This window comes from Streptomyces sp. MCA2 (assembly GCF_023544705.1).
Classification (GTDB): Bacteria; Actinomycetota; Actinomycetes; order Streptomycetales; family Streptomycetaceae; genus Streptomyces; species Streptomyces decoyicus.
Genome location: NZ_JAMJFM010000009.1, coordinates 42,028 through 57,253, shown reverse-complemented (window position 1 = coordinate 57,253; position 15,226 = coordinate 42,028). Strand labels below are relative to the sequence as shown.

The following is a 15,226-nucleotide window of genomic DNA, read 5'->3' as shown; positions in this document are numbered from 1 at the left end:
ATCGATGGGCTCGGCCTCGCGCCCCGATCCCCCATGTCACCCGTCAGGGCGATCTCGGTCGAACTCGACTCCTGTCAAAAGAAAGGCAGTTCGACGTCAAGGTCGCTTCATCGCGCCGCTTGGCGTCGTCCTGTTCCGAATGCCCGGTTACGGCAGGGGCTTTTGTCAGGATGTCACGCGAAACCGCGTACGCCGAGGCAAGGGGTCCCGGAATGAGAAATATCGTCTTGTCCATGTCGGTGTCCCTTGACGGCTTCATCGAGGGACCGGACCGCCAGATCGACTGGCACCTGGTCGACGACGAGCTGCACCGCTACGTCAACGAGCAGCTCAGGACGATGGGCGCCTTCATGAGCGGCCGGGTCACCCATGAACTCATGGCGGAGTTCTGGCCGACCGCCGAAGCCGACCCGTCATGTACCGGTCCGATGGCCGAGTTTGCCGGGATCTGGCGGGACAAGCCCAAGATCGTGTTCTCCCGGACCCTGGAGCGGGCCGACTGGAACACCCTCATCATGCGGGACGTCGTTCCCGAGGAGATCCGGGCGCTCAAGGCGCAGCCGGGCGGCGACCTCGCACTCGGTGGCGCCGATCTCGCCGCGGCCTTCAGGCGGCACGACCTGGTCGACGAGTACCGCATCTACGTCCACCCGGTCCTCATCGGCCGGGGCAAGCCCCTCTTCGGGCCCTCGGACACCAAGACGGATCTCCGGCTCGCCGGAACCCGGACCTTCGGCAACGGCGTCGTGCTCCTCCACTACCGGCGCGCCGGGGACTCCGCCACGGGGTGATCTGCGCGTAGGGGGCCGCACCCATGTCGCCGAAAGGGGTGCGGCCCCGCCGGGCCCGGAAGGCATCTACGCGGTCCCGGTGCCGTATCGGGCTTCCGCTCCCCCGCACCCGTCACGGCAGATCGAGCAGGCCGGGCAGACCGGCGAAGGAATCGAGCACCTGGTCCGGTGTGCCCTCGGCCGCCCGCTCTGTCTCCGGCAGATATTTGCCGGTCCTGACGAGCACACCGGTGATCCCGACGCGCTGGGCCGCGAGGACGTCGGACTCGATGTCGTCGCCCACCATCAGTGCTTCCGTGGCCGGGACGCCGAGGTGCGCCAGGGCGGTGGCGAAGAACGCCGGTGCCGGTTTGCCGGTGACCGTCGCCTCGACACCGGCGGCCCGCTCCAGCCCCGGCAGAAAGGCGCCGGTGTCCAGATCGAGCCCGTCCGCCGTACGCCAGTACAGATTGCGGTGCATGGCGACCAGCCGGGCACCGCGCTGGAGACACCGGAAGGCGGCATTGAGCGCCGGATAGCTGAAGGCTTCGCCCGCACCACCGAAAACGATCACGTCCGGCGCGCCCCCGCCCTCGTCGTCCGCCCCCTCCCCCACGATCTCCACCCCCGCCAGATCCTCCCGGACATCACCGGTGTTGATCAGTCGGCAACGTGCGTTCGGATGGTGTTCGCGCAGGTAGGCGGCGGTGACGGCGGGCGCGGTCAGAATGTCGTCGACACCGACGGGAAACCCCTCCGCGGCCAGCCGCTCGGCGACCGCGGCGCGGGTCCGCGACGTGGTGTTGGTGACCAGCACCAGCGGGATTCCCGCGGCGCGCAGCCGCTCCATGGCCTCCACCGCGCCCGGCAGCGCCTTCCAGGACACGGTGAGCACGCCGTCGATATCGATCAGGACCGCTCCGATTCCCTTCATACGCCGACGGTAACGACGGTCGGCCGGGGACGGGCCGAGGGCCGGGCGGACAGCCGGGCCGCCCCGGAGCCCGAGTTGCGAAGCGTCCCCGGATGGGGTTACTTCGAAGTGAGGTGTGGACGCAGCTCCCGTCTCCCCTGGCTAGGGGGTGCACACTGTGCTGTTCACTGACCGCGCGGACGCGGGGCACCGCCTCGCCGAGGCGCTACAGCACCTGCGGGGAGAAGAGCCGATCGTGCTGGGACTGCCTCGTGGCGGGGTCCCGGTGGCCTTTCATGTGGCCCGGGCGCTCCATGCACCGCTCGATGTGATCGTGGTCCGCAAGCTGGGCGTTCCCTATCAGCGCGAACTCGGATTCGGCGCCATCGGCGAAGGCGGCGTACGGGTGATCAGCGACGACATCGTCCGGCGCGGCCGGCTCGAACAGGCGGACCTGGCATCGGTGGAGCACGCCGAGGCGGCGGAACTCGCACGGCAGGCGGAGCGCTTCCGCGCCGGGCGCCCACGGCTCGACCTGGCCGGACGGACGGCGATCGTCGTGGACGACGGGATCGCCACCGGCGCCACCGCGGCGGCCGCCTGCGAGGTGGTACGCGCCCACGGCGCTGCCCGTGTGGTGCTCGCCGTACCCGTGGCGCCACCGGACGCGGCCGAGCGGCTGCGCGCCTCCACGGATGAATTCGTCTGCCTCTCCACCCCGTTCGCCTTTTCCGCCGTCGGCGAGTGGTACCGGGACTTCTCCCAGACCCCGGACGACGAGGTCGTCTCGCTGCTGGCGCAGGCCGCGGCCGGCCCCGGACCGACCGCCCCCACGTCGTCCGCCACACTCTCGGACGGGGCGGACGGGGCGGACGGGAGAGACGTCCAGGAGGAGCTGATGATCGACGCCGCCGGGGTCCGGCTCACCGGGGACCTCACCGTGCCGGCGGGCGCGAGGGCGGTGGTGATGTTCGCTCACGGCTCGGGCAGCAGCCGGCGCAGCCCGCGCAACCGCCGGGTCGCCACGGCCCTGAACGAGGCGGGCCTGGGCACGCTGCTCTTCGACCTGCTCACCCCGGCGGAGGAAGCCAACCGGGCGAACGTCTTCGACATCGAGACCCTCGCCGACCGGCTGACGGACGCCACCGGCTGGCTGCGCGGCCGCGTCGCCGGACCGATCGGCTACTTCGGCGCCAGCACCGGGGCCGCGGCGGCGCTACGGGCCGCCGCCTCTCCCGACGCGGACATCGGTGCGGTGGTCTCCCGCGGCGGCCGCCCCGACCTCGCCGGACCGCTGCTCCCCGGGGTACAGGCGCCGACGCTGCTCATCGTGGGCGGCAACGATCCCCAGGTCCTCGACCTCAACCGCGAGGCCGAGGCGGCCCTGCGCTGTGAGACCCGTCTGGAAATCGTCCCCGGCGCCACCCATCTCTTCGAGGAACACGGCGCCCTCCAGCAGGTGGCCGACCTCGCCCGGGACTGGTTCATTAGGCACTTGGTGACACAGGCGTAGCGAACGTTTTTCCGGCCCCGGCCCCTGATGGGCCCGCCCTAAACACGTCCTAGTCGATGGTGATCTCGCCCATGGCGCTCCAGCCGTCCGCACCCTCGATGGTGGTGCTGACAATGTCCGGGGTACGGCGCAGCAGCGGGCGCATCGTCTCGATTCCGGCGCGGAAGTGGTCGGAATTGACGTGCGCTTCGGCGGCGTCGTCCTTGAATGCCTCGACCAGGACATAGGTGTCCGGCTCTTCGATGCTCCGGGACCATTCGAACCACAGGTTGCCGGGCTCGGCGCGGGTGGCGCTGGTGAAGGCCGCTACGTGCTGCGGCCACTCTTCGACGTACTCGGGCTTCACGGGGAACTTGACGACAATGAAGATCATCCATCGAGTCTAAGGGCTGTTCCGTATCGTCGGTCGTCACCCCGGGGCAGGCGTGCGACGGTCACGCGGTAGGCGCGGAGCGCGGAGCGTCACGGGCCCTCCCTCACGCGCCGTCCCCCGTATCGGGTTCGGCCGCCGAAGGACGGTTCAACGTCTTGACCAGCAGCACTCCCGCCGCGATCAGCGCGATGCCCAGCCATGTCGGCCCCGCGTTGAAGGCGAGCACCACAATGCCGACCGGGGTCAGATAGCCCGCCGGCGGAAGGAGCATGCTGCTGAGCGGTGGTTCCGGCGGGCCGGGCAGACCGCGTTCCCGCAAGGAACGCGCACGCACGACCTCCGGATACCACCGGGTGAACTGGAGCGCGACGATGATGGCCGCGATTTGGATGATCCAACCCGTCCACAGGTTATTGGCATCGTGCAGGACGAGGTCGCCATAGGCACCCGCAATTGCCGCCACCCCGAATGCGGCGGCCCACGCCCCCGTGATGCGATAATTGGTCCGCAGAAAACGGGGGTTGTCCCAGAACTCACGGGGCACCTGTTCCCTGGCGTACTGGAGGGTGAACGGCACTTTGACCGCCATGGATCCGAGAGCAATCACCATCAGCGCGATATTGGAGAGCTCCCCCGAATAACTCTCCAGCCAGCGATGCGTTCCCGGGGACGCGAAGATGCCGATGACGGCCATCGCGGCGAAGAAGACCACATCGGAAATCTCCAGGATTTTGAGGGACGCGCCGGGACTGCGTATGCGGCCGGCGATGACGATCGCCACGGCCAGGGCAAGGGACACCCCGACCGCCAGTTCGTAGCGGCCCGGCCCGACCAGCACCGACATCGCGATCCATGGCGTCATGCCGATGATGGGGCTGCCGAGCAGCCGGGACAGCCGTCCCTCGGCGGCGGTCTCCGGCCGGCCGGACGCCATGGCAACAGCCCCCTCTCCTGGGGAACTCCTCTCCACGCTAGACCTCGGCAACAGCTCCCTCTACTCGGGTGCCGGACGGTGCGGGGGCGGACAGGACCGGTACGGAGAGCCTCGCCTCGGGGGCCGTGTGGAGACCATCGCCTCGGGGGCCGTGCCACCGTGGTCAGGTCGGCAGCCCGGCGCGCTATGGCGCGGGCCTACAAGCCGTCACGACGAACGGCCTCACCCTGTGGGGCACAACCGGCAAGACCGGTGACCAGTACGGCTGTTCCTCGGCCGTGTTCGCCACCCGCGATCAACAGCCGTGCGCGGTCTTCTCGTTCGACCCGACCCGACCCGACCCGGCCGGACACGCCGCCGTGGATGCCACTGTGGGCTCCTCGCCTCCGCTGACAGCGGTACGCGAGAAGCCCACAAGAACCCCATCGATGAGGTCAGGTCACCGTCCTGCGTTCAGGACTGCGGCCGCTTGCCATGGTTGGCCCCGTTCTTGCGACGGGCCTTCTTCTTGCGACGGCGCTTCGATGACATGGCGTCTCCCTTCCTCGGAGTCTCAGCGATGCTTTTCGCCGAATTTCTACCACTTCACAACGGTATCTCGCCCGGCGATCACGAAGCCGCGTACCCAGCCCGCCGGGCGCCCACCCCCTCCAGGGTTGTGAATCACCCCACGGACGTGTGGTCCGGGCCCGTCCGTCACGACCCTACAGATCGGCTTCCTCGCCGAGGTACAGCCCGGCGAACGCCTTCGCCGCGGATTCGGAGCCCAGCAGGCGCCGCAGCCGTGCCGAGGCCGTGCCCGCCAGGAACCGGTCACCGGAAGAGGCGCCGTGCAGCACATAGGAGAGCCACTGCGAGAACTCCAGGTACTGCCAGACCCGCCGCAGACACGCCTGCGAATAGCCCTCGATGCCGCGATCGTCGCCCTGGTAGTGCGCGATCAGCGCCTCGCCGAGCAGCAGTGCGTCATGGATCGCGAGGTTCATGCCCTTCGCGGCGATGGGCGCGACCAGATGCGCCGAGTCGCCCGCCAGGTAGACCCGGCCGTACGCCATGGGCTCCACCACGTAGTCGTGCATGTCCAGGACCACCCGCTCGATCAGCGGCCCTTCGGTCAGCGGTGGGGCGCCGGCGGCGGCGAGCCGGGTGTGCAACTCGTCCCAGACCCTCCGGTGCGACCAGTTCCCGGCGTCCTCGCCGGGCCCGACCTGGAGGTAGTAGCGGGTGACCTGGGGGCTACGAGCCATCTGCGCGCCGAATCCGCGCTCATGGATACCGAAGACCACACCGTCGGCGGACGGCGGCGCCTCCGCGAGGAGGGCGAGCCAGGCGACGCCGTGGTCATGGCGGGTGAGCAGCGCCCGGTCGGCGGGTATGGCCTCCCGGCTCACCCCGCGCGCGCCGTCACAGCCCGCGATGAAGTCGCACTCGATCCGGTGCCGGTCGCCGGTGTCGGGGTCGGTGTAGGACACCGCCGGCCGGTCGCCGTCGATTTCGTGCAGTCGCACCTCGCGTACGCCGAAGCGCGCCTCGCCGCCCGCCTGGTCCACGTAGGACGCCACGAGGTCGGTGACCAACAGCGGCTGCGGATAGACGAAGTGACGTCGGCCCGCCAGCTCCGTCGTCCGCACGGTGTGCCGCTCGCCGTCGAACCGGAACTCGAACTCCCCCTGTGTGGCGGCCCGTTCGAGCAGCCGGTCGGCCAGCCCGTGCCGGGCCAGCGCGTCCACCGCCCACTCCTCCATGAACCCGGCGCGCGGCCGCTGCTCGATGAACTCCCTGCTCTCCGCTTCCAGCAGCACACAGTCGACTCCTGCGGCATGCAGCAGATTTGCCACGGTGAGCCCGGCGGGCCCGGCCCCGACGATGGCAACGCGGGTGCGCGTCGGAGGGAAGGAGGGGGTGGAGGACACGTCGCGGGGTTCCCTTCGGAGTGCTCGGAAAGATCGCACGCAGTATGGCGGTCCGCAAAGACGAGCGGCCCGGCGGCCCGGCGGTCCCACCGGCGCGGGCGGACCGGCGACTCCCTGGACGGCGGCCCGGTGCCGCCAGATCGCTCCCCTACGCGAGCCGAGGCGGTTTCCGCGGTTGACCCGGCACTTTCCGTCGCCCCTCCCGGTCGGCCGCCCGATGCGGGACGGGCACGAGGGCGTCCCCGTCCACACCCCGGCCGGTCGTCTTCTCGGCGGAGCGATGGGTGCCGAGCGGCCACGGCACGCCGTATCCACTGGTCGAGTCCGCCTGGCCGGTCGAGTCCGCCGTGCCCGTCGGGTCCGCCGGGCGAGGAGGGCGTCGCAGGTGTAAGGAGGATGTATGAGCGTCCGGCGCGGTCTCCCCCCTCTCGACAGGGCCTGGGGCTTGCACGACGGGTTGATCGCCATCCCGCTCGCGATCATCGCGGTGATCACCGTGATCGACATCCACGCCCCGACGAGCATCCACCTGGGCCCGTTCCTGGTCGCGGCGCCGGCGCTCACCGCTTCGTTCGCCGGTGCCGGAGTCACCGGCGCCGTCGGAGCACTGGCCGTGGTGGCCCAGATCGTCATCGGCCATCTGCACGGCGGCTTGCTGACACCGAACCACCAGGCGCAGATCGCCGCCCTCGTCGTGATCTCCGTGTTCGTCACGGCCTTCCGCTACGTCCGTGACCGGCATGAACGGCAGTTGAGCCAGGTACGGTCGGTGGCCGTCGCGGCCCAGCAGGTCCTGCTGCGGCCACTGCCCGAGCGGATCGGAGCGCTGCGGATCGCGTCCGCGTACATCTCGGCGGAGGCCGAGGCGCAGATCGGGGGTGATCTGTTCGCGACGGTGCCCGCCCCGGGCAGGACCCGGCTGGTCATCGGTGACGTCCGCGGCAAGGGCCTGTCCGCCATCGGGGAGGCGGCGGTGCTGATCGGGGCCTTCCGGGGGTCGGCCTACCGGAACCTTTCACTGCCCGGCATCGTGGCGCACCTGGGCAACTCCGTGTACTGGAAGAACACGGCCGACCCCACCGACGGCGGTCCGGAACCGGAGGAGTCGTTCGTGACCGCTGTAGTGGTCGACGTCCACCACGACGCACCTGTCCTCACCATGGTGAACTGCGGGCATCCGCCGCCACTGCTGTTGCGTCACGACAAGGTCCAGGTGCTCGAAGTGAGCGAACCCGCCCTCCCGCTGGGCCTCACCGCCCCGTTGGAGAGCGACTACCGGGAGGAGACGTTCCGGTTCGAGCCCGGCGGTCTCCTGCTGCTCCACACCGACGGCGTCATCGAAGCCCGGGACCGCACCGGCCGGTTCTACCCCCTTATCGACCGGCTGACCGCCTGGCACGAGAGGGATCCGGCGGCCCTGGTACGGCGGCTGCGCGACGATCTGCTCCGCTACACCGGCGGCAACCTGGGCGACGACGCGGCCGTGATCGCGATCACCCGCTCGTCGTGAGGCGGGGGCCCCCGGACGGCGGCCCCGTCGTCAGCGGACTCACGGCCGCACCTTCGCGCTCTTCCCTTACCGCCGCGGCACCGGCGGGCCCCGACGAGCGGCCCGGTCGCCCGTGCGAGGGCGCCGGACCGCCGGCCGGTTCATCGCGGGTCCGGCCTACGCACTGCCCGTGAGGCTGGCGAACACCACCACGTTGTCGGGGTAGTAGTGCTGTCCCTCGTCGTACTGGCCGCCGCAGGTGATCAGGCGGAGGCCGGCGTGATCGAGGTTCTTGTAGACCTCGACCGTGGGGAACTTGTTCTTCGGGTACTGGGCGACGCGGTCGACGGTGAACTTCGCCGTCTTCCCGTCCTGCCGGGCGACCTCGATGGTGTCACCGGCCTTCATCGTCGAGATCTTCTCGAACACCGACGGCTTGCCGTTCCAGGAGACATGGCCGGCGATCACGGCCGGTCCCTGGGATCCGGGCGTCGGCCCCGGCTGGTACCAGCCCGCCTTGTCGGGATCACGGGGGGTCTCCATGGCTCCGCCCTTCTTCTGCCCCAGCGTCTCCAGCGTGGAGGAGACCTGGAGCGACGGGATGGAGAGCCGCGCCGGAGCCGACTTCGGCATACTGGCGGCGGCCCGGTCCCCGCTCCCCGATCCTGTGTCCGGCGCCTCGTCGGCGGTCGAGTCCCCGCCCTGCTGCCCCGCGGGGAGTTGCGGGGGCGGCGCCGCTTCCTGCCCTCCGCACCCGGCGACGAGCACGGTCGCCAATGCCGCGGCGATCGCACAGCCGGCGACACGACGGCCCCGGCGGCGTACGGTGATCACGGTGTCCTCGCTCCGACGGCTCACGCGGCACTCCCGTTGCTCCCGGCCCGTCCGGCGGCGAGCACGCTCTTCCGCCGCCGCGCAACGGCCAGTGCACCGGTCACCGCCACGAAGGCGACGCCGCCGGCGCCCATCACCGCCATCGGAACCCCCTTCTCCTCGGAAGGCCCGGTACCCGTCTCGACCCCGCCGACCGGAATGGACCCCACCGCGGCACCCAGGACCTCTCCGCAGTTGGTCGGAGCGGTGGCCTCCTGGGGAAGCTTGGGATCGAGTTCGCTCTTGCCCGCCCCCTCGAAGTCGTACTTCTTGTTGTTGTTGCGGTCGATGCCGTGCTGCACGATGTGCAGGTCCTTGATGTGGTCGACGACCGCCTGGGAGACCGGAATCGTGCGCTCGTAGGAGACCTTGCCCTGCGCGTTCGCCACGGGCATGCGGTCGACGGCGAGGCCGCTCATCATGTCCGTGGGCCCCTTGGTGGTGAGCGAGATGTTGATGTTGCCGTAGTCGACCGTGGCTTCGGTGTTGTTGAGGACGCCGTCGCCGTTGGTGTCGTCGCTCGCGTCCGGGCAGTGGAAGTCATGGCCGTCGGTGGAGCCGTGGAGGTGCTGGGCGGAGGGCTGTCCGGGCACGAGGCCCTCGGACTCGATCTTCACGGTCAGCTGCTTGCCCTGGAGGCTGAGCATCGCCGTGCCCTTGGAACCGGAGTCGTTCAACTGCGCCAGATTGATCTGGAACGCTCCGGTGCCCTCGGCGACGGCCTGGGACGAGGCGCCCACGGTGAGGGCCAGGGCTGCGGGCAGAGCGACGAGTACGGCGAGGCGGCTGGTGCGCTTGGCTATCACGTTCGTTCCTTTTCCGGCGGCCTCCGCGGGGAGGAAGGGGGGACCGCACGTCGTCCGGGTTCGAAAGCGACACCTCGGCGAGGCATCGACCGTTATTCGGAGCCGCAACGCCCGCGGATTGGTGGCGGAGGAAAAAATTTCCGGCGGACTTCTCCGGGGCCCTCCGGGAGGACGTCCGCACTGGTCCGCGGCCTCCCCGCCCGCGCCGAACCGCCGCCTCCCGCCCGCGCCGCGCACCTCAATGCCGGCCCCCGACTCGCCTCGACCGCCCTGCGGTTGCCCACACGGAGTCAGCACACAACCTTCACTCGGTCTCGGCTGTCACACCGGTGCCAGTAGTCACCCACCCCGGAGTCCGAACGTGAACCGCACCGCCGCCACCGCCCTCACCGCACTCGTCCTGGCCGCCGCCCTCACCGCGTGCAGCAGCGACGCCAGCACCGACGCGGCGCCCAAGAAGAAGCCAGAGCCCACCACGGCGTCAAGTACCCCCTCCCCCACGGCCGTTGCGGACGCCGAAGCCGCCGCGGGCATCCCGCCCGAGCCGAATGCCGCCATGAAGCTCGGATACCTCCGCGCCCTGACCGGCATCGACCCGGACATCGTCCACGGCAAGGAAGACAAGGCCGTCGACCGCGGGCGCAACCAGTGCCAGACGATCCACAGCTTCCCCAAGGACAAGCCCAAGCAGGCCGAGATGGCGGAGATGCGGTTCACCTCGCCCACCCACCCCGAGGGGTTCGGCAAGGCCAAGGCCGCACAGATCGTCGAGGCCGTGCACACGAACCTCTGCCCCAAGTTCTGACCCCCGGCCCGGAAAGTACTTCCGCCTTCCCGCTCAAGAACGGGACACCGCCAGGGATGAAACGTGGGGGTCAGTTCCCCTTGGGGTGCGGATTGCCGAGGTAGGGAAACTCGTCCAGAAGGTCGGTGTGCGGCTCCAGTCCGGTGGGAGGGATGTCGCCCTTCGAGAGGAAGGAGAGCCGGTGGTTGATGACGTCGTCGGTGAAGACGCGGCCGTTGGGGTATTGCGCAGGCTTCGCGGGGTCAAACACCAGCATGTCGGGCAGGATGCGGTCGGCGTCGATCGCCGCGATCGCCTCTTCCCGTGTGTAGTTGCCGGTGTGCCCCATGAGATGGACGAACTGATCGGTCCAGCGATCACGATCGTTCACCGGCTCACTGGCGTTGTACTCCTCCTTCGTCTCGTCGGTGTTGAAGAAGCTGCTGACCGAAGGATGGCCTGCCCGGTCGGCATGGATGAGCCGGCCGTTTTCCCGCACACTGCAACGGCCCCAGATGCGGATCTCGGGGCCGGCACGGAGTTCACTCGTCGGCAATTCCACCACCGTGGAGAACACGTTGGCTTCCGTGTTCGAGTCCACACCGGTCCACGGCGACTTGCCACCGAGATGAGGTGCGGTGAAATTTCTGCCGCCGGTGGTATCGAAGAGGCCCTTGATCCCGTCGAAGTCGAAGAAGAAGGCGTCGCTACGACTGCCGGCGAAGAACGTGTAGGGACCGGCGGTGACGCGGTTCGCCACGGTGCCGAACGACACCTCGGCGTCCGTGACGACCTGCTGTCCGACGGCTTCGACCGAGCGGGCCTCCTCGCCCTTCGCCATGAAGACACTGAATGTCTGACGGCCGTCTCGCGGCGGAGAAAAGACGTAGCTGATCGCCATATCGGCGAGACAGTCCCCGTCATTGTCGATGTTGAGGCGGTAAATGGCGTCAGGATGCAGAGCGTCGGCATTCGGGTTCGCGTTGAGGATCAGCACCGTCCTCGTCGAGTCGGTGGGTGACTGGAACGCGTAGAGGTCACAGAGGTCGAGCCGTTGGTCCCCGAGCGGTGCGCCGAGATTGAGACCGGTGAAGTGATTCGACATCCTGCATGTCCTTTCGCTGGTGAGAGGCATACCGCCAGGCGGGGCCAGGATCTGGCGCCGGGGAACACGGGTGCCGTGTTCCCTGCCGAGAAAGGACTATCAGGGATGATCCAGATATTGGAGCACAAAAGCCGCACGATCGATCCGATTCGCGGCTTGGCACGCTTCGTTCACCTGCGGGAAGTCGCGGAAGCTGCGGAAGCTGATGGTGGGGTGGCCGGTCCGCGTGGAAGCAGCAGTGTGGCGCCCCGTCACATGCGCTCCTGACCTGGGCGTTTCTACGGTGTGGCGACGCCTCGACGTTCCCGTGGCTGCCCGGAGGCAGGGACCACCGCCGCCCCCGCAGCCGCCCCGCCCGCGCCCGCGAGCCTCAAGCGCATCGTCGCCGCGAGCCTCGGCAGCATCATCTGCCGGCCTCGGCTCAAGGACCACCGTTTGTGACGCCGACGCGACAGTGGCTGCTACAGCGAGGGCTTGCGTTCGCCGGCCTGGAGACCGCGGAGTGTCCACAGGCCGTACAGAGCCAGCAGCGGTTTGACGACCATCCACTCGCCGGGGCGGTAGTCATCCGCGCGCACGAGCCTCTCGGCAAGATCAGGGCGTTGCCGCCGCAAGTACGCGCGGGCCTTGAGCGCGTGAGACGGCTGGGAGACGATCTTGATGCGGTCGACGTCCTCAAGCAGTGGGATCACGTTCGTGATGTTCTCCCATGTCGTCCGGCTCTGGTCTTCGAGGAGCACGGTGCCGTCGAACGCGAGCACCGACGTCGCGTAGTCAGACATCAACTCGGCCTCCGCGGCGCCACCGGTGGTCGCACCGCCGCTGAAGATCAGGCGGGTGCCACTCGCACTGTCAGCAGCGATGGAGCGAATTCCCGCACGGACTCGCCAGCGGTTGATGACGTTCGCCGTCGCTTGAGGGTTCCGGTAGCCCAGCACGACCACGGCCTCGGCAGTGCCCCCGCCGTTCCCCACGAGAGCGCGGGACCAGCGCCAGTTCAACCACTCGCCCCAGGCCAGGGCAGCAGCCCCGGCCATCGCCAGCCCTGTCCTTCGTCGCATGCGGCGACTCTAAGGGCTGTCCGCACATGATTCCGGTGTTGGGCGAGATCCGAGTTCCCCGACAGGGCGCCGGACGTCCGCGTTCTCGACCGGGCCGCCCTGTGGCGGCCAAGGCGTACTCGTCACGCCACAACCGCCGTCACCTGCGGCGGTGGAGCCACCCCGCCGAAGGTGGCTCCACCGCCGCGGGCGGGCGGGTCTTTACTTGTGGGCGCTGATCACACCGCCGTTGCTGAGCACGATGTACACGCCGTTGGCGTCGACACCGACGTCGTGCTGGTTCGTCTCCAGCGTGGCGGCCACGCCGTCGTGGCCGATGATCTGCGCGCGGTACCGCAGCTCGCCGACCTTCGTGACCTTGGCCGTCCAGCCGCCCGCGAGCTTGAACGTGCCCGGTCCCTGGTGTCCGCCGCCCATCCAGGAATGCACCTGGCCGCCCATCGTGAGCACGATGAACATGTCGTTGGCGTCGAGCCCGGCGTCGGCGTCCTGCCCCGTCGTCTCCATCGTGGCCAGGACCGAGCCCCGGGCGACGATCTTGGCACGGTAGCGCTGGTCGCCGATCTTGTAGATCTCGGCCTTGCTGATGCCGTCCGCCAGGGTCTGGGTACGGACCGGGGACGCCGCCTTGCCACCGCCGGCAGCCTGCGCGCTGCCCGACTGCTTGCCCACGGCGCCCGCCTTGGTCTCGACCTTGGCGTCGGTCTTGGCACCGGAGCCCGCCTGGCCCTCGGAGCCCTGCGCTGCGGTGGAGGAGCCCGTGCCACTGGACTCGGCAGCCGCCATGCCCTTGTCCGTGCGGCCCGCGGACTTCGCACCGGCGGCGTCCGAGCCGGAGCAGGCGGTCAGGGTGAGACCGGCGGCTGCGGCCAGGGCCACAGCCGCAACGCGCAGGGTGCGGCGACGAGCGGTGCGGGCAGTGGTGGTGGAGCTCATGTGGGGTTCCCCTGGGGCAGTCGGTGTCGTTGGCTCTTCGGTACGTCACCCACTCTGGTCTGGGCCACTATCGACAAGCTGCCGCTCCGCTAACGTCTGACTAACAGGGTGTGAGCCCCAACCCCGCGCCCTGGGCCACCCGTCCGGCCAGCAGCCAGCCGAACGACGGCGGCACCACCGCCAGCAGACTGCCCGCCACCACGACGGCCAGGGTGGCCAGGATGACCTGACGGCGGCGCGGGCCGGCGCCCAGCCGGCCCAGCACCGGGGTGGCGATCGCGCCGACCAGCAGCGGGGCGGTGAGCGTCCACTGCGCGGTCGCCAGCGAGACACCGAACTCGCCTGCCACCGAGGTGATCAGCGGCGCCCCGAGGCTGCCGACGACCGCGACGACGAGTGCGATGAACAGCAACGCCGGAACCAGCAACCGCCCGGAGGACGTACGGATACCGCCGCTGGTGGCCACTGGTTCCCCTCGGTGTCCCGGTGCGAGAAGAGGGGCCCACCCGCATGCGGCGCGTCCCACGCTTCAGCCATGGCCTCCCCCTCGACATGGTTCTCTTCGCCGGGCGCCCTCATCCGGCGCAGCAGTTCTGCGTTCTCGGGCGAGTGAGGCGCATGAGGTGCCGGCAGCGGCGCTTTCCGTTCGGGCATGAACTCCCCCTTGTGCTTCGATTTTCAAATCGCCGGGGAGAGCGTAGTGTTTCTGAAATCGAATCACCAGCCCGCGTGGAGCGGGGAACCGGCTCGCTCGCAATCCGTTCAGAAGTGAGGAAAGAGGAAAGCAGTGGACTTCCCCGTAACGGCGGCTCGCCGTGCCGTCACCCTGGCGCTTGCGGAGGACGGCTCGCACGACGACATCACCACCCGCTGGAGCGTGCCCGCGGGGCTGCGCGCAGAAGCCGAGATCATCGCCAGACAGCCCGGCGTCGCCAGCGGCCTGCCCCTCGTGTCCGAGGTCTTCCGCCAGCTCGATCCCGAGGTGGTCGTGGACGAACTGACCCCGGAAGGGACCTTCGTCCAGCAGGGCCAGGCGGTGATCCGCCTCAGCGGTGAGGCACGCACCCTGATCACGGGAGAGCGCACCGCGCTGAACTTCCTGCAACGCTGCTGCGGCATAGCCACTTTGACGAAGCGGTATGTCGACCTGGTCGCCGACTTGGGTGTGCAGGTGCTCGACACCCGTAAGACGGCCCCTGGCCTGCGCGCCCTCGACAAGTACGCCGTTACCTCCGGAGGCGGCAGCAGTCACCGGCTCGATCTCGCGGCCATGGTGCTGCTGAAGGAGAACCACATCGCAGCTGCCGGCGGCATCACCGCGGCGATCAACGCGGTACGCGCCGGAATGGCCGCCGAGGACCGCAGCGCAGTCATCGATGTCGAGGTGGAGACCGTCGCGCAAGCCGTGGAAGCGCTACATGCAGGCGCGCCCTGGATCATGCTCGACAACATGACGGTCACCGAGATCGGGCAGGTCGTCCAGGCCCGGGAGGACATTGCCCCGGGCCGCGGAGTCGTCCTGGAAGCCTCTGGCGGCGTCACCCCCGAACTGCTGCGGCCGATCGCCGAGGCCGGAGTGGACAAGGTCTCCGTCGGGGCCCTTACCCACAGCGCCCCAGGGCTGGACCTGAGCATGCTGCTGACCGGGACTACAAGCGCCTGACCGCCTCGTCACCGATGCCCGCAAGGGAAAAGCACGACGCGGCGGCGCACCGCTGTAGCGACTGCGGTGCGCCGGGGGGGGAGGGGAACCGGC

17 protein-coding genes are annotated in these 15,226 nt (G+C 69.4%); 6 read left to right on the top strand and 11 right to left on the bottom strand.

Annotation, left to right across the window (positions count from 1 at the left end; genetic code table 11):
- The first annotated feature begins 212 nt into the window (after positions 1 to 212).
- Positions 213 to 791, top strand: coding sequence for a dihydrofolate reductase family protein (locus M8I34_RS09575; protein WP_250048868.1), 579 nt, complete (start codon positions 213 to 215; stop codon positions 789 to 791).
- 112 nt (positions 792 to 903) lie between these two features.
- Here the strand turns inward: M8I34_RS09575 and M8I34_RS09570 are convergent, their stop codons facing one another.
- The gene (locus tag M8I34_RS09570) at positions 904 to 1,704 is read right to left on the bottom strand and encodes a TIGR01458 family HAD-type hydrolase (RefSeq protein ID WP_250048866.1); all 801 of its coding nucleotides are present in this window, start codon (positions 1,702 to 1,704) and stop codon (positions 904 to 906) included.
- A gap of 157 nt (positions 1,705 to 1,861) precedes the next feature.
- Between M8I34_RS09570 and M8I34_RS09565 the strand changes: the two genes are divergently transcribed.
- Entirely contained in the window at positions 1,862 to 3,196 is a 1,335-nt protein-coding gene (locus M8I34_RS09565) for a phosphoribosyltransferase (protein WP_250048864.1), read from the top strand.
- A 49-nt stretch (positions 3,197 to 3,245) separates the two neighbouring features.
- On the opposite strand, the gene M8I34_RS09560 is transcribed toward M8I34_RS09565, so the two are convergent.
- The 4 genes from M8I34_RS09560 to M8I34_RS09550 form a co-directional block, all read right to left on the bottom strand.
- The gene (locus M8I34_RS09560; RefSeq protein ID WP_030986708.1) at positions 3,246 to 3,569 is read right to left on the bottom strand and encodes a putative quinol monooxygenase; all 324 of its coding nucleotides are present in this window, start codon (positions 3,567 to 3,569) and stop codon (positions 3,246 to 3,248) included.
- A gap of 103 nt (positions 3,570 to 3,672) precedes the next feature.
- The gene (locus M8I34_RS09555; protein ID WP_250048862.1) at positions 3,673 to 4,503 is read right to left on the bottom strand and encodes a hypothetical protein; all 831 of its coding nucleotides are present in this window, start codon (positions 4,501 to 4,503) and stop codon (positions 3,673 to 3,675) included.
- Positions 4,504 to 4,956: 453 nt separating this feature from the next.
- Positions 4,957 to 5,034 (bottom strand): 50S ribosomal protein bL37, encoded by a 78-nt coding sequence (locus M8I34_RS41865; RefSeq protein ID WP_370454205.1) that lies wholly within the window; start codon positions 5,032 to 5,034, stop codon positions 4,957 to 4,959.
- A gap of 173 nt (positions 5,035 to 5,207) precedes the next feature.
- Entirely contained in the window at positions 5,208 to 6,416 is a 1,209-nt protein-coding gene (locus M8I34_RS09550; protein ID WP_250048861.1) for a 4-hydroxybenzoate 3-monooxygenase, read from the bottom strand.
- A 400-nt stretch (positions 6,417 to 6,816) separates the two neighbouring features.
- On the opposite strand from M8I34_RS09550, the gene M8I34_RS09545 reads away from it, so the two are divergent.
- Positions 6,817 to 7,926 (top strand): PP2C family protein-serine/threonine phosphatase, encoded by a 1,110-nt coding sequence (locus M8I34_RS09545; protein WP_250048860.1) that lies wholly within the window; start codon positions 6,817 to 6,819, stop codon positions 7,924 to 7,926.
- A gap of 156 nt (positions 7,927 to 8,082) precedes the next feature.
- Here the strand turns inward: M8I34_RS09545 and M8I34_RS09540 are convergent, their stop codons facing one another.
- Positions 8,083 to 8,763, bottom strand: coding sequence for a class F sortase (locus M8I34_RS09540; protein ID WP_250048859.1), 681 nt, complete (start codon positions 8,761 to 8,763; stop codon positions 8,083 to 8,085).
- Entirely contained in the window at positions 8,760 to 9,584 is an 825-nt protein-coding gene (locus M8I34_RS09535; RefSeq protein WP_250048857.1) for a hypothetical protein, read from the bottom strand. The genes M8I34_RS09540 and M8I34_RS09535 overlap by 4 nt, the downstream gene beginning before the upstream one ends.
- A 361-nt stretch (positions 9,585 to 9,945) precedes the next feature.
- On the opposite strand from M8I34_RS09535, the gene M8I34_RS09530 reads away from it, so the two are divergent.
- The gene (locus tag M8I34_RS09530; protein ID WP_250048855.1) at positions 9,946 to 10,389 is read left to right on the top strand and encodes a hypothetical protein; all 444 of its coding nucleotides are present in this window, start codon (positions 9,946 to 9,948) and stop codon (positions 10,387 to 10,389) included.
- Positions 10,390 to 10,459: 70 nt separating this feature from the next.
- Here the strand turns inward: M8I34_RS09530 and M8I34_RS09525 are convergent, their stop codons facing one another.
- Positions 10,460 to 11,473 carry a DUF4331 family protein gene (locus tag M8I34_RS09525; RefSeq protein WP_250048854.1) on the bottom strand — a complete coding sequence of 338 codons (1,014 nt, stop codon included), beginning with the start codon at positions 11,471 to 11,473 and terminating at the stop codon, positions 10,460 to 10,462.
- A 105-nt stretch (positions 11,474 to 11,578) separates the two neighbouring features.
- Between M8I34_RS09525 and M8I34_RS09520 the strand changes: the two genes are divergently transcribed.
- The gene (locus tag M8I34_RS09520) at positions 11,579 to 11,740 is read left to right on the top strand and encodes a hypothetical protein (RefSeq protein WP_250048852.1); all 162 of its coding nucleotides are present in this window, start codon (positions 11,579 to 11,581) and stop codon (positions 11,738 to 11,740) included.
- A 194-nt stretch (positions 11,741 to 11,934) separates the two neighbouring features.
- On the opposite strand, the gene M8I34_RS09515 is transcribed toward M8I34_RS09520, so the two are convergent.
- The 3 genes from M8I34_RS09515 to M8I34_RS09500 all read right to left on the bottom strand — a co-directional run bounded on the left by M8I34_RS09515 (position 11,935) and on the right by M8I34_RS09500 (position 13,936).
- Positions 11,935 to 12,534 (bottom strand): YdcF family protein, encoded by a 600-nt coding sequence (locus M8I34_RS09515; RefSeq protein ID WP_250048850.1) that lies wholly within the window; start codon positions 12,532 to 12,534, stop codon positions 11,935 to 11,937.
- A 201-nt stretch (positions 12,535 to 12,735) separates the two neighbouring features.
- Complete coding sequence (locus M8I34_RS09505) at positions 12,736 to 13,470, bottom strand: hypothetical protein (protein WP_250048849.1); 735 nt, start codon at positions 13,468 to 13,470, stop codon at positions 12,736 to 12,738.
- A 100-nt stretch (positions 13,471 to 13,570) separates the two neighbouring features.
- The gene (locus tag M8I34_RS09500; RefSeq protein WP_250048847.1) at positions 13,571 to 13,936 is read right to left on the bottom strand and encodes an MFS transporter; all 366 of its coding nucleotides are present in this window, start codon (positions 13,934 to 13,936) and stop codon (positions 13,571 to 13,573) included.
- A 321-nt stretch (positions 13,937 to 14,257) separates the two neighbouring features.
- Between M8I34_RS09500 and nadC the strand changes: the two genes are divergently transcribed.
- Positions 14,258 to 15,133 carry a carboxylating nicotinate-nucleotide diphosphorylase gene (nadC, locus tag M8I34_RS09495; protein ID WP_250048846.1) on the top strand — a complete coding sequence of 292 codons (876 nt, stop codon included), beginning with the start codon at positions 14,258 to 14,260 and terminating at the stop codon, positions 15,131 to 15,133.
- The last annotated feature ends 93 nt before the right edge of the window (positions 15,134 to 15,226 follow it).

Coding starts and splice junctions, on each gene's coding strand:
- M8I34_RS09575 (WP_250048868.1), top strand. CDS start 213: ATGAGAAATATCGTCTTGTCCATGTCGGTGTCCCTTGACGGCTTCATC.
- M8I34_RS09570 (WP_250048866.1), bottom strand. CDS start 1,704: ATGAAGGGAATCGGAGCGGTCCTGATCGATATCGACGGCGTGCTCACC.
- M8I34_RS09560 (WP_030986708.1), bottom strand. CDS start 3,569: ATGATCTTCATTGTCGTCAAGTTCCCCGTGAAGCCCGAGTACGTCGAA.
- M8I34_RS09555 (WP_250048862.1), bottom strand. CDS start 4,503: ATGGCGTCCGGCCGGCCGGAGACCGCCGCCGAGGGACGGCTGTCCCGG.
- M8I34_RS41865 (WP_370454205.1), bottom strand. CDS start 5,034: ATGTCATCGAAGCGCCGTCGCAAGAAGAAGGCCCGTCGCAAGAACGGG.
- M8I34_RS09545 (WP_250048860.1), top strand. CDS start 6,817: ATGAGCGTCCGGCGCGGTCTCCCCCCTCTCGACAGGGCCTGGGGCTTG.
- M8I34_RS09525 (WP_250048854.1), bottom strand. CDS start 11,473: ATGTCGAATCACTTCACCGGTCTCAATCTCGGCGCACCGCTCGGGGAC.
- M8I34_RS09520 (WP_250048852.1), top strand. CDS start 11,579: ATGATCCAGATATTGGAGCACAAAAGCCGCACGATCGATCCGATTCGC.
- M8I34_RS09515 (WP_250048850.1), bottom strand. CDS start 12,534: ATGCGACGAAGGACAGGGCTGGCGATGGCCGGGGCTGCTGCCCTGGCC.
- M8I34_RS09505 (WP_250048849.1), bottom strand. CDS start 13,470: ATGAGCTCCACCACCACTGCCCGCACCGCTCGTCGCCGCACCCTGCGC.